The organism is Aureispira sp. CCB-E (assembly GCF_031326345.1).
Lineage (GTDB): Bacteria > Bacteroidota > Bacteroidia > Chitinophagales > Saprospiraceae > Aureispira.
On record NZ_CP133671.1, the window covers coordinates 3,959,725 to 3,972,736 of the forward strand.

Consider the following 13,012-nt stretch of genomic DNA (forward strand, 5'->3'; position numbering starts at 1 on the left):
GAAGATACTTTCTTCAAGGGCTTCAATGTAAATGAGAGGTTGATTAGCCATTTACCTTTTTGTGATCTGCTAAGAATTTAGCCAAACCAATATCTGTCAAAGGATGGTTCAATAATGCTAAAATAGCACTTAATGGACAAGTAACAACATCCGCTCCAATCTCTGCACATTTTACAATATGTAGAGGATTACGAATAGAAGCAGCTAAAACTTCTGTTTTGAATCCATAAAAGTTATAAATATGCACCACTTGGTCGATTAAGTCCATACCATCCCAAGAAATGTCATCCACACGTCCAATAAAAGGAGACAGGTAAGTTGCGCCTGCTTTAGCTGCTAAAATAGCTTGTCCAGCAGAGAAAACAAGTGTACAGTTGGTACGGATACCTTTGCTAGAAAAATGCTTGATGGCCTTGATTCCATCTTTAATCATTGGAACTTTAACAACAATATTAGGATGTAATGCAGCCAAAGCTTCTCCTTCCTTTACAATACCTTCAAAGTCGGTTGCAATAACTTCTGCACTAACATCTCCATCTACAATTTCGCAGATTTTTTTGTAATGCTCTAATACAGCTTCTTGACCACTAATACCTTCTTTTGCCATCAGAGATGGATTGGTTGTAACACCATCTAAAATACCTAAGTCATGTGCTTCTTGAATTTGCGCTAAGTTGGCAGTATCAACAAAAAATTTCATTTTGATTTGTTTTTGTAAGTAGTATGAAAAGTATTGTAATCTGTTTGAGTTTGATTTAAACCACTACAGACAGTTTATTTTTGAACGATTGTTTTTATGCCCCAAAACTAATGGTTTTTTATTATTCACCCTAATTTTCGTTAAGTTTGTAGCCTAACAATTATTTATTCTATACAGCATGATCGAAAAGAGCAAACCAAAGAAGCGTAAAAAGGAGGCAATTTATGAGGCAGCCGCACAATTATTTAGAGAAAAAGGCTACAAAGCTGCATCCATGAGAGATTTAGCCGAGCGAGTAGATTTAAAAGTCTCTAGTTTGTACAGCCATATTGGTTCCAAAGAAGAGTTGCTACAAAAGATCTGTTTTGACAATGCTAAGTTGTTCGTTGAAGGGATGAATGAGATTGAATGTCAACCCATCACTACAATAGAAAAAATAAAAGCGTTGATTGCTTTGCACGTTGATATAGCTGTTAAAAATCCTACTTCTGTAACGGTTTTTAATGATGAGTGGAAGCATTTGGCAAATGAAGGGAAAGACTCTAACTTAAAGACTTTTTTAACACTTCGAAAAGATTATGAAAATCGTTTTCAACAAATAATAATTAAAGGGATTGAAGCTGGTGAATTAAAAAATATCAATTCAAACATAGCTTTATATACAATATTAACTTCGGTGCGTTGGTTGCACTATTGGTACAAACCAACTCGAAGTATTCAGCCAGAGTTGTTGAAGAAACAAATAGCCAATTTGCTTTTAGACGGCGTTGCTATTTGAGAAAATAGTTAATAGGATGGTCTAGCCATGTATTAATTTATAAAGAAGTACAATCGAAAAGGGCAAAACATATTTACTTGTTGATTGAAACGTACATTGTTGATTTTTTTTACCAAAAGCCTTAAGGGCTAATAAACTTGTTTTTGGCGTTTTTTAGTTCTTATAGGATAAAAAGTGCTTTTTAAGAACCCTGTTTTATATATTAATGTCTGTTTAATGCTTGATTTTTACACGAAAAAAAACTATTTTGAGATTTATTTTTAAGTAAAAACCTCATTTTAAACGTACAAAAGTATCAATTTAGGTGTCTTGTAATACTCTTTGGATCTTCCTTCTAAAGAACTCTACAAGAAACTATGTCATTGGTATTTTAAATTAAACAGACAATATGAATAAAATACAACAATTTGTTATTTGGGCAATATGTTCAATGACTATTTTTTCTCAATCCTCGCAAGCACAAGTCCTGTACTCCGAAGATTTTGAAGGAACGGGAGGTGTAATGCCAAGTGGATTGACAATCATTGACAATGATGGAAATGCTAACGCTAATGTAGCCACTTTTGATCAATGGACACTTTCTGGCAGTACTGAAACAGGAGCAGTAGTAGATTCTGTTGCTGCTGTAACTTCTTGGTTGGATCCAGCGGGTGCAAGTGATGATTGGTTAATTACACCACAAGTATCTGGGATTACTTCGGCAACTAGTTTGGCTTGGGAAGCAGTGGCAAGAGATCCTAATTTTGCAGATGGTTATGAAGTATGGGTAACTTCAACAATAGCAGGAGCAAGCCCTGTTATTAGCGATTTTACGACAGGTGGTACAATGGTATTTAACATTGCAGCAGAAGATACATCTTTTGTATCGCATATGATAAGTTTATCTTCTTTTGCAGGGCAGAGTATCTATGTAGGTTTTCGCAATAATTCTTTTGATAAGTTTATCTTAGAAATTGATGATATTGTTATTGAGAACAATGCTACTGTTACATTAAGTACAACGAATACGACTACGAATGCGAGCTGTAATGGTTCTGATGGTACGGCCACTTCTAACCCTTCAGGAGGTATAGCGCCTTATTCTTTTTTATGGGACGCAAATGCCAATAATCAAACAACGGCAACGGCAACGGGTTTAGCGGCAGGTACTTATATGTTTACTTACACAGATGCAAATGGTGCATCAGATACGAGCAGTGTCGTTATTGCTAGCGATGGGGTTGTTATATATTCTGAAGATTTTGAAGGTACAGGAGGTGTAATGCCAAGTGGATTGACAATTATTGATAATGATGGAAATGCTAATGCTAATGTAGCCACTTTTGATCAATGGACACTTTCTGGTAGCACCGAAACAGGGGCGATAGTAGATTCTGTTGCTGCCGTAACTTCTTGGTTAGATCCTGCAGGTACAAGTGATGATTGGTTAATTACGCCACAAATATCTGGTGTTGTTTCTGGGGCTAATTTGTCATGGGAGGCAGTAGCAAGAGATCCTAGTTTTGCAGATGGTTATGAAGTATGGGTGACTTCAACAATAGCAGGAGCGAGCCCTGTTATTAGCGACTTTACGACAGGAGGTACAATGGTATTTAATATTGCTGCGGAAGATACTTCTTTTGTTTCACGCACTGTAAGTTTGACAGCATTCGCAGGACAAGATATTTATGTAGCTTTCCGTAACAATTCTTCAGATAAATTTATTTTGGAAATTGATGATATTGTTGTCGCCAACCCATGTGTAACGGTTCAATTGACAACAACAAATACAACCACAGATGCTAGTTGTGGAGGAACAGACGGAACAGCTACCTCTGTGCCATCTGGTGGTGCAGCGCCTTATACTTTCTTGTGGGATGCCAACGCAGGCAACCAAACAACAGCAACAGCAACAGGTTTAGCAGCTGGTACGTACATGTTTACTTATACAGATGCCAACGGTATTTCTGCGACAAGTAGTGTTGTTATTTCTAACCCTAATGCTCCAGTTGGATCTGCTTCTGTTACTTCTAACTACAATGGAGCGGATATAAGCTGTAATGGTTTGTCTGATGGAGAAGCAACGGTAACAGCAACGGGAGGTACAGGAGTATATACTTACCAATGGGATGCTAATGCCAATAATCAAACGACAGCAACAGCAACAGGTTTGTCAGCTGGAATGTACATGGTAACAACGACAGATGCTTTGAGTTGTTTGACAATTGATACGGTTGTTGTTACAGAACCAGGAGTACTTGTTGCGAGTATAGGAACACCTGTAAATGTATCTTGTAATGGTGGTAACGATGGATCTATTACAACTTCAGTATCAGGTGGAACAAGTCCATATATTTATGCATGGAGTAATAGTGCCACTACATCGGACTTATTAGGATTGTCAGCAGGTACTTATTCTGGTACAATTACAGATGCGAATGGTTGTACAGACGTTGCAGGAGGAACTATAACAGAACCAATGCTGCTTGTTGCATTTATTTTAGATAATGGTGATGGTACTGCTACGGCTTCTGCTACAGGTGGCGTAGGTGGGTATACTTACCAATGGGATGCTGCTGCTAACAACCAAACTACGGCTACCGCTACTGGTTTGACAAATAACACAACATATGGCGTAACGGTAACAGATGCGAATGGTTGTACTAGTGATACTACTGTTACAGTAACTATTGTTGGGGTTGAAGGTATTGCTAATTTGAATAATTTGAGTATGTATCCTAATCCAGCAAATGCTAATGTATTTGTTGACTTAGACCTAGAAAAAAGCTCTGATGTTACTATTCGTGTTATGAATACAATGGGACAAACGGTTTTAGAGAAACAATTGGGTACTGTAGTGTCAAGACGCATTGAGCTGAGTACAAAAGACTTGACAACAGGTGTTTACATGGTACAGTTTGTTATTGGTGAGCAGTCAATCACGGAACGATTGGTTGTAAATAAAAAATAACTAATAAATAACAGATATCACCTGTTTTTGTAAAATAAAAGGGCTCTTGGAAGATTAAATTCCAAGAGCCTTTTCTATTCTTATGAATAGAACTTTCGTCGGTATTCGGTTAGTTTTTGATAATTCGAAATGTTTGTTGAGCGCTCTTTGTTTGGATTTTAATGAGATATACGCCTTTAGGACCTTCGAGTTGTATTTCTGTTTCTGAAACATTGTTGAACTTCTTTTCAAAAAGAACTTGCCCAACTAAATTCATTACTTGAATGGCTGCTTTGGGATAGACTGTTCCCAAGTTTATGTTGACTAGGTTGGAGGTAGGATTGGGAGAAATCGTTGCCCCTGATATAGTTGAAACAGTTTGAAAACTATTGATAAGGGTGCAATCGTTACTAAAATAAGCCCCCGCATCTATATCAGCCCAATTGTTGGCAGAAAAAGTAGAATCATCTACTTGAATGCAAGTTAGATTTGGATTGTTGGTTGCATTGAATAGCATGAAGTTAGTGTTGTTGCCATTTTTTACATCCAAATCTAGAAGTTGATTGTTGTAACAGTTTAAAATAACTAGGTCAGTATTTTGACTCATATCCAAACTACTGAGTTGATTGTTGTAGCAGTTTAAATTTGTTAAATCAGCATTCTGACTTAGATCTAGTGTTGTTAGTTGATTGTGGTCACAATCAAGTCTTCTCAACGCTGTATTTTGGTGGAGATCTAGATTTGCCAATTGATTATGATCGCATTTGAATTTACTTAAACTGGTGTTTTGGCTAATGTCTAAATTTGTCAATTGGTTGTAAGAACATTTTAGTTCAATCAAATTGGTGTTTTGAACAAGATTTATATTCGTTAGTTGATTGTTGTCACAGTCTAAATGCGTAAGATTAACATTTTGACTTAAGTCTAAGCCACTTAGTTGGTTACTATAACATTCTAACTCTGTTAAATTAATAAAGGTCTCTATGCCTGTTAGATCGGTTATATTTAAATTGTAGCAATCTATTTTCCCATTAAATGCATTGGCTTCACTAACTTGTATTTCTGTGTCATTATTGGTGTTAATATTACTATTAGCCACTAAATAGGCTTTGAAATTGGCATCAGGAATATTGACATTTTGTGCATTCAAGGGGGAATAAGCAACTGTAAAATACAAGGCAAAAACGCCAATTGTTTTGGATAGTTTCATTTCTATGATTTTAGATATTTTTAAGATTTTTGATGAACAAATATACCATAATCATAGGGAAAAGAGGTATTATAATTAAGCTTTAACCTATCCAGTTAATGGATAGGTGTGCTTAAATGAAAATAGTTTGTAAGCCTTTGTACAGCGTACGTTGATGTGATTATTTGATATTGAAGTTAAGCGGGTTGACATGAATAGGAATCCGTTCTCCTTGGCAATGTACTTTTACATTAATAAAAATATATTTATCTCCTTTTTCTGCTTGCTGGACAGAGGCTTGTATCGGAGGTGAAAAGGTAGCACAGGTGCCTTTGTAGATGGCGATGTCTTTTGTAAGAGAAATGTGGTACAACGTATAGTGAGATACGGCACAGGAATGATTGGTAGTATCTATATGTAAACCATCGTATTTCGAAAATTCATGAGAAAAAATGGAGCCACTTGTTTGTCCATTTAAAGTAACGACAGGAATGACCCGATAGGCAAAAGACGAACAAAACAGAAGAATGAATATTCCAATACCTATTTTCCAGAAATATGTTAAACTGCTCATAGTATGGTGTTTTTATGATAAAATATTGAACAGAACTATTAGGAGGTTGGGTGGGAGTGACTTAAGGAGGGAGATTGAGCATGAGAATTGGTTGGTTTAAGAATGATTGGGCAATTGTTGATGTAGACATTGCCAATGTATTTATAACTGTTTCTTAAGAGAAATTATTGTATTGTTAAAGAATTATCAACTCTTAAGGATTGTTCACTATTCCTTTTTTTTTATTCAAAAAGTAAAAAATAGCAGCTTATTGTATTTAAATAACTGTATATTATACTTGGTATTTTTTTAAAATAATACGCTACAAAACAAAAAAAGCGAACAGTTGTTCGTATATTTGGAGAAACAAAATAATCGTCTAGTACTATGTCAAAAACCAAAACACCAACTAAAAGAACCAAAACGATTTCAAAACCAATGAGTAAGGTGACTAAAAAAACTTTAGAAGAAGCGTTTCGTTTGATGGCTACTGCTAAAACAATGGCCGAAACCTATGAAGCAAATGTTAAAGTTGCCTCTAAGTACGTGCATGCAACTTCTAGAGGACACGAAGCAATTCAATTAGCATTAGGGTTGCAATTAAAATCGCAAGATTTTGTAGCACCTTATTATCGAGACGATTCTATTTTATTGGGAATTGGTATGACTCCTTATGAGTTAATGCTACAGGTATTGGCCAAACGAGATGATCCATTCTCAGGAGGAAGAACTTATTATTCTCATCCTAGTTTGAAAGATGATGATAAGCCTAAAATTCCACATCAATCTTCTGCTACAGGGATGCAAGCCATTCCAACGACAGGGGTAGCAATGGGAGTGCAGTATAAAGAAAATCAAAATTTAGTGGAAGATACCAAGGATGCGGATAAACCGATTGTTGTTTGTTCTTTGGGAGATGCTTCAGTAACAGAAGGTGAAGTTTCTGAGGCGTTCCAAATGGCAGCATTAAAACAATTGCCGATTCTTTATTTGGTACAAGATAACGATTGGGATATTTCGGCAAGTGCCGATGAAATCCGTGCGCAGAATGCTTATGAGTTTATACAAGGATTTAAGGGAATAGAGGCTATTAGTATTAATGGCAATGACTTTATAGAATGTTATACGGCATTAAAAGAAGTTATTACAAAAATAAGAAAAGAGCGTCGCCCATTTTTGGTACATGCCAAAGTACCCTTGCTAAACCACCACACATCAGGTGTTCGAATGGAGTGGTATAGAGATGATTTAGAGGAACATAAAACTCGTGATCCTTATCCGATTATGATTCAACAGCTGCTAGACGCTGGTTTTACAGAAAAGAAAATCTCAGCGATCGAAGAAGAGGTAAAAGAGGTTGTTTTGGCAGATTTTGAGCGAGCATTAGCGGCTGAAGATCCTCGCCCTGAAGATTTATTGACGCATGATTTTGCACCAACAACGGTTACGGAGGAGACTGGAATTAGACAACCAGATGGGGCAGAGGCAACAGTAATGGTAGATAGTGCTTTGACAGCAGTAGAAGAATTGATGCGCAAGCACCCTGAATGTTTGCTATATGGTCAAGATGTAGGCGGGCGATTGGGCGGTGTATTTCGTGAGGCAGCTACTCTGGCTCAAAAATTTGGAGATGGCCGAGTGTTTAATACCCCTATTCAGGAGGCATTTATTATTGGTTCAACAGTGGGTATGTCCGCAGTAGGCTTGAAGCCAATTGTTGAGGTACAATTTGCAGATTATATTTGGCCTGGTCTAAATCAATTGTTTACAGAGGTGAGCCGTTCTTGTTATTTATCCAATGGAAAATGGCCTGTTAGCATGATTTTAAGAGTACCAATTGGTGCTTATGGCAGCGGTGGACCTTATCACTCTTCTAGTGTAGAATCTGTTGTCGCTAATATCAAAGGAGTCAAAATTGCTTACCCTAGCAATGGGGCAGACTTAAAAGGATTGATGAAAGCGGCTTATTATGATCCTAACCCTGTGGTTATTTTTGAACACAAAGGACTTTATTGGTCTAAAGTAAAGGGAACAGAAACCGCACGAACGGTACTACCTGATGAAAACTATATGATTCCATTTGGACAGGCAGCGATAACTGTACAAGCAGATGCTGAACAGGTTGAAAAGGGGAAGTCTATTGCTGTTGTTACGTATGGTATGGGGGTACACTGGGCATTGAATGCAGCAAAGAATTTGGATGGTCGTGTTGAAATTATTGATTTACGGACATTGTATCCATTAGATACAGCTACTATTTTTGATGCAGTTAAAAAACATGGTAGGTGTTTGGTGGTAACAGAAGAGGCTGTTAATTGTACCTTTGCTCAAAGTGTTGCTGCTAGAATCCAAGAGAATTGCTTTGAATATTTGGATGCTCCTGTGCGAACACTCGGTTCAATTGACGTTCCTGCAATTCCATTAAACCAAGTTTTAGAAAAAACAATGTTGCCGTCTACTCAAAAAGTAGAGGACGCTATTCTCAACTTGTTAGAATATTAGATTAAAACTAGTTGGAGACTTTTATAGCGTGGTTTTAAACCAAAAGGGTTTAAAATAAAATTGGAGAAACAACCAATTTAATATTGAAATAAAAAGAAATGAACAGAATGCTAATTTAGTGATTTAAATCATTTTAGGACTTATGAAATGTCTTTTTTTCTTAGTTAGAATAAAGGTAATATTGCATTATAAGAAATATTTAATCATGCTTAATTACTAATAACATTATGAAAAAAATACTCGTTCCATTCAATTTTTCAGTTTCATCAAGTTGGGGCTTTTGTTATGCTTATGAATTAGCGGCATCTATTGGTGCTGAGATTATTGTAGTGAATATGTATACGGCTGCTATGGAGTCTACTTATTCCTTAGAAAAACTGCAAGCCAACGCACATAAAAGAAAGCTAGAAATCTTAGAACATTTAAAAGCAGCAACGCAGTATCCGACAGCTTCTCAATCTGTAAAAGTGTCTTATGATATTGACTATGGTTTGAAGGATGATATTACTTTGTATGCCAAACGCCAAGATGTGGATTTGATTGTGATGGGAACGGATGGCAATGATAAAGTTTTGAATAAGCTTTGGGGAAGTAATACAAGTGCTGTCATTAACAATGCACACTGTCCTGTATTGGCGATTCCTAATGGGACTAGTTTTAAGTCGGTAAAAACGATAGCGTATGCCACTAATTTTGATGAAAAAGACATAGAGTCAATCACGCAATTAGGGCGTGTTGCTGAGGCAACCAATGCAACTTTATTCTGTGTGCATGTCAATCTATTTAGCGAGGCTCCAAAGACCGAGGAGGCAGCAGTTTTTGAAACAAAACTACAAGCTAATCTACCTGATTTGCCAATCGTATTTCATGCTTGGAGTGCACATAATGTAGAAGATGGTTTGGAAATTTTTTGTCGGGTAAACCAAATAGATATGTTAGCTATGTTGACTCACAATCGTTCTACTTGGGACAAGTTGTTTGGAGAGCATAGTGTGACAAAATCAATGGCAATGCGGAATAAACTACCTTTGCTAGCGTTTCACGGATAAAATATTGTAGTATACGGAAGTGGATTTTTAAGATATAAAAAACATAGGAACATCATGGATAGAATAATTGTACCAGTCGATTTTTCATCGGCTTCAAGTTGGGGCTTTTATTACGCCTATAATATAGCAAAGGAAATAGGATCAGAACTAGTTGTCGTTCATTTGTACTGGCCTCCTTATGTGGAGTCAACTTACCCAGTAGATATGATTCAAACGATTATTAACGAGAAAGAAACAGAGGTTCTAAAGCATCTAAAAGCAGCAACGAGACCTCCTTTGGGAGACAAAGATGATGTTGCAATACGTTACATCGTTCAGTCAGGCTCTGAAAATTCTATTGTAGACATTGCAACTGAAAATGAGGCTGATTTGATTGTGATGGGCACACATGGATCAGGGAAAGCATTGGACAAGGTGTGGGGAACAAACACAGCTAATGTAATTGAAAGCGCAACTTGTCCTGTATTGGCGATTCCTATCGGAGCGGATTATAAAGGAGTTGGTAGTATTGCCTATGCTACAGATTTTGATGATAAAGACACTGAATTGTTGTTGCAATTGACTTTAATTGCGACGGCAATCAAAGCAAAAGTACATTGTGTGCATATCAATCAAGCCGATGCGCCTTATGATGATAAGAAAGAGGTTGCGTTTAGAACTTCTTTTCAAAAGAATTTTTCCAGTTTGCCTGTAACTTATTCGGTGTGGAGTGCCAACGAAATAGAAGATGGCTTGGAGACATTTTGTCGAGTCAATAAAATAGATGTGTTGGCGATGTTGACGCACAAGAAAAGTCTTTGGGGAAAAGTTTTTGGAGGGGCTAGTATTACTAAAAAAATGACAATGCAAACCAAATTACCATTGTTAGCATTTCATAAGTAATTGTCTAAGAATATAGCATTGCTGTTTTGTGTTCTGATCATCATTAGTCTACTTGAAAAACATACAGTTTTTGAAGACTACTGGAAATAAAAACTTAAAGCTTTGTAGTCCGCTAATAGTATGAAAATTAGCGGACTATTGGCTGTTATTATAAAAGCAAGATAGCAAGCTAATTGCGACTACTTGCGAATCAATGATTTTACAATTGAAAATTATTATTTAGAAAAAAAATCTATGCTATTATTAATACGGTGTAGATTTCCTAAGTTACAAGATAAATGAAACCAACATTTCACACCTTAAAAGTTAAAGAAGTTCGTAAGGAAACGCGTGATTGCTGTTCTATTGCTTTTGAAATTCCTGAAGAGTTAAAGCTAGCTTATGATTTTACGCAAGGGCAGTATTTGACCTTAAAAAAAGATATTAACAATGAAGATATTCGCCGTTCGTACAGCATATGCACAAGTCCGAATGACGATGAGTTGAGAGTGGCTGTGAAACAGGTGCATAATGGTAAATTCTCTACATTTGCCAATCATCAACTAAAAGCTGGTGATACTTTGGATGTAATGACACCAATGGGAAACTTTTATACAGAGTTGGACCCAAATCAAGAGAAGCACTATGTTGGTTTTGCCGCAGGTAGTGGTATTACGCCAATTATCTCGATTATGAAAACAGTTTTGGAAACCGAACCCAAGAGCCGTTTTACTTTGTTTTATGGAAATAAGAATACAGGTTCAATTATCTTTAAAGAGGAAATTGAAGCCTTAAAAAATAGCTACATGGAGCGTCTAGTAGTGCATTATTTTTTGAGTCGAGAAATGTTGGATGCTCCCTTGATGAATGGGCGTATTGATAAAGAAAAATGTACCGCTATTTTTGATACTTTGTTGGATGTATCAGAGATTGACGATTGTTTTTCTTGTGGTCCTGAGTCTATGATTTTTGCTGTAAAAGATGCTTTGTTAGAACGTGACTTTGATGAAGCAAAAATTCACTTTGAACTATTTACGTCTCCCTTGGGTAAATTAGGAGTTGAAAAGAAAATTGAGGTGAAGGAGACCAACAAAGGAAAGTCCTCTCAAATAACTGTTAATTTGGATGGAAAGGCTTTTCAGTTTGATTTGCCTTTTGGAACAGACAATTTACTTGATGCAGCGTTGAAACAAGGTGCTGATTTGCCTTTTGCTTGTAAGGGAGGAGTTTGTTGTACATGCAAAGCAAAAATAAAAGAAGGGACAGTAGATATGGCGCTAAATTATGCTTTGGAAAAGGATGAAGTAGAAGCTGGTTTTATTTTAACTTGCCAAGCTTATCCAACGACAGATAAGGTAGTTATAGACTTTGACGAAGTCTAAACTTATCGTTGAATTTGGCGTTATAATTGTACTAAAATAGAGATACCAAAGATTGTTTGAAATTATTTTTTGAACAATAATTTGCGGTTTTAAATATAACTTATTATGGAAAATACTATTGAGAATTTAGAGGCAAAATTTCAAGCTAAAATAGATGCTGAAATTAAAATAGAACCAAAGGATTGGATGCCAGAAAAGTATCGCAAAACTTTGGTACGACAAATCTCACAGCATGCACATTCTGAAATTGTCGGAATGCTACCAGAAGGAAACTGGATTACAAGAGCTCCTTCTTTGCGTCGTAAAATTGGCTTGCTTGCCAAGGTTCAAGACGAAGGTGGGCACGGTTTGTACTTATATAGTGCTGCCGAAACTCTAGGAACATCTAGAGAGCAAATGTTTGAAGACTTAAATTCTGGAAAAGCAAAGTATTCTAGCATCTTTAATTATCCGACATTAACGTGGGCGGATATTGGGGCTGTTGGATGGTTGGTTGATGGAGCAGCGATTATGAACCAAGTAATGTTGACACGTGCCTCTTATGGTCCGTATGCTCGTGCGATGGTGCGTATTTGTAAGGAAGAAAGTTTTCACCAACGTCAAGGTTATGAAATAACAATGGCATTGGCACAAGGAACACCCGAACAGAAAGAAATGGCACAAGATGCTCTAAATCGTTGGTGGTGGCCTTCTTTGATGATGTTTGGTCCTAACGATGCCGACTCAACCCATTCAGCGCAATCTATGGCTTGGAAAATTAAGCGAAAATCTAACGATGAGTTGCGTCAAGCTTTTGTAGATGCAACAGTGCCTCAAGCAGAATTTTTAGGCTTAACGATTCCTGACAAAGATTTAAAATGGAATGAGGAGCGTGGGCATTACGACTTTGGCGAAATCGATTGGGAAGAATTTTGGCAAGTTGTAAAAGGCGGTGGTCCTTGTAACAAGGATCGTTTAAAAGCTCGCAACAAAGCTTATAAAGAGGGTGCTTGGGTACGCGAAGCAGCCATGGCTCATGCTGAAAAACGTGCTGAAAGAAGAAAAAATAATTAACTATTAGGAACCACTA

The 13,012-nt window shown here is 36.8% G+C and carries 10 protein-coding genes; 7 read left to right on the forward strand and 3 right to left on the reverse strand.

All coding sequences use genetic code 11. From position 1 onward, the window contains the following. Positions 1–43 precede the first annotated feature (43 nt). A complete protein-coding gene (gene fsa / locus QP953_RS15350) occupies positions 44–700 on the reverse strand; it encodes a fructose-6-phosphate aldolase (RefSeq protein WP_052593036.1) in 657 nt (218 codons plus the stop codon). A gap of 178 nt (positions 701–878) precedes the next feature. Here fsa and QP953_RS15355 point away from each other — a divergent pair, with 178 nt between their 5' ends. Together QP953_RS15355 and QP953_RS15360 are read left to right on the forward strand one after the other, a co-directional pair. Then, on the forward strand, positions 879–1,478 hold the full coding sequence (locus tag QP953_RS15355; RefSeq protein WP_052593038.1) for a TetR/AcrR family transcriptional regulator: 600 nt from the start codon (positions 879–881) through the stop codon (positions 1,476–1,478). A gap of 388 nt (positions 1,479–1,866) precedes the next feature. Next, positions 1,867–4,428, forward strand: coding sequence for a T9SS-dependent choice-of-anchor J family protein (locus QP953_RS15360; protein ID WP_309551641.1), 2,562 nt, complete (start codon positions 1,867–1,869; stop codon positions 4,426–4,428). 109 nt (positions 4,429–4,537) lie between these two features. Here the strand turns inward: QP953_RS15360 and QP953_RS15365 are convergent, their stop codons facing one another. Both QP953_RS15365 and QP953_RS15370 read right to left on the reverse strand, forming a co-directional pair. Continuing rightward, the gene (locus QP953_RS15365) at positions 4,538–5,617 is read right to left on the reverse strand and encodes a T9SS type A sorting domain-containing protein (RefSeq protein WP_309551642.1); all 1,080 of its coding nucleotides are present in this window, start codon (positions 5,615–5,617) and stop codon (positions 4,538–4,540) included. A 160-nt stretch (positions 5,618–5,777) separates the two neighbouring features. Then, a complete protein-coding gene (locus QP953_RS15370) occupies positions 5,778–6,170 on the reverse strand; it encodes a hypothetical protein (protein ID WP_052593045.1) in 393 nt (130 codons plus the stop codon). 366 nt (positions 6,171–6,536) lie between these two features. On the opposite strand from QP953_RS15370, the gene QP953_RS15375 reads away from it, so the two are divergent. The 5 genes from QP953_RS15375 to paaA all read left to right on the forward strand — a co-directional run bounded on the left by QP953_RS15375 (position 6,537) and on the right by paaA (position 12,996). Next, positions 6,537–8,651 (forward strand): thiamine pyrophosphate-dependent enzyme, encoded by a 2,115-nt coding sequence (locus QP953_RS15375; protein WP_309551644.1) that lies wholly within the window; start codon positions 6,537–6,539, stop codon positions 8,649–8,651. A gap of 227 nt (positions 8,652–8,878) precedes the next feature. After that, positions 8,879–9,700, forward strand: a complete 822-nt coding sequence (locus QP953_RS15380; protein ID WP_052593047.1) for a universal stress protein — start codon at positions 8,879–8,881, stop codon at positions 9,698–9,700. A gap of 54 nt (positions 9,701–9,754) precedes the next feature. Continuing rightward, positions 9,755–10,582: a universal stress protein gene (locus tag QP953_RS15385; RefSeq protein WP_052593049.1), complete on the forward strand. Its 828-nt coding sequence runs from the start codon at positions 9,755–9,757 to the stop codon at positions 10,580–10,582. Positions 10,583–10,860: 278 nt separating this feature from the next. Beyond that, positions 10,861–11,943, forward strand: a complete 1,083-nt coding sequence (paaE, locus tag QP953_RS15390) for a 1,2-phenylacetyl-CoA epoxidase subunit PaaE (RefSeq protein ID WP_309551645.1) — start codon at positions 10,861–10,863, stop codon at positions 11,941–11,943. A gap of 105 nt (positions 11,944–12,048) precedes the next feature. Continuing rightward, positions 12,049–12,996, forward strand: a complete 948-nt coding sequence (gene paaA, locus QP953_RS15395; RefSeq protein WP_052593053.1) for a 1,2-phenylacetyl-CoA epoxidase subunit PaaA — start codon at positions 12,049–12,051, stop codon at positions 12,994–12,996. The last annotated feature ends 16 nt before the right edge of the window (positions 12,997–13,012 follow it).

Excerpts from the sequence above, each read along its gene's own strand:
- fsa (WP_052593036.1), bottom strand. The coding sequence starts at position 700 with ATGAAATTTTTTGTTGATACTGCCAACTTAGCGCAAATTCAAGAAGCA.
- QP953_RS15355 (WP_052593038.1), top strand. The coding sequence starts at position 879 with ATGATCGAAAAGAGCAAACCAAAGAAGCGTAAAAAGGAGGCAATTTAT.
- QP953_RS15360 (WP_309551641.1), top strand. The coding sequence starts at position 1,867 with ATGAATAAAATACAACAATTTGTTATTTGGGCAATATGTTCAATGACT.
- QP953_RS15365 (WP_309551642.1), bottom strand. The coding sequence starts at position 5,617 with ATGAAACTATCCAAAACAATTGGCGTTTTTGCCTTGTATTTTACAGTT.
- QP953_RS15370 (WP_052593045.1), bottom strand. The coding sequence starts at position 6,170 with ATGAGCAGTTTAACATATTTCTGGAAAATAGGTATTGGAATATTCATT.
- QP953_RS15375 (WP_309551644.1), top strand. The coding sequence starts at position 6,537 with ATGTCAAAAACCAAAACACCAACTAAAAGAACCAAAACGATTTCAAAA.
- QP953_RS15380 (WP_052593047.1), top strand. The coding sequence starts at position 8,879 with ATGAAAAAAATACTCGTTCCATTCAATTTTTCAGTTTCATCAAGTTGG.
- QP953_RS15385 (WP_052593049.1), top strand. The coding sequence starts at position 9,755 with ATGGATAGAATAATTGTACCAGTCGATTTTTCATCGGCTTCAAGTTGG.
- paaE (WP_309551645.1), top strand. The coding sequence starts at position 10,861 with ATGAAACCAACATTTCACACCTTAAAAGTTAAAGAAGTTCGTAAGGAA.
- paaA (WP_052593053.1), top strand. The coding sequence starts at position 12,049 with ATGGAAAATACTATTGAGAATTTAGAGGCAAAATTTCAAGCTAAAATA.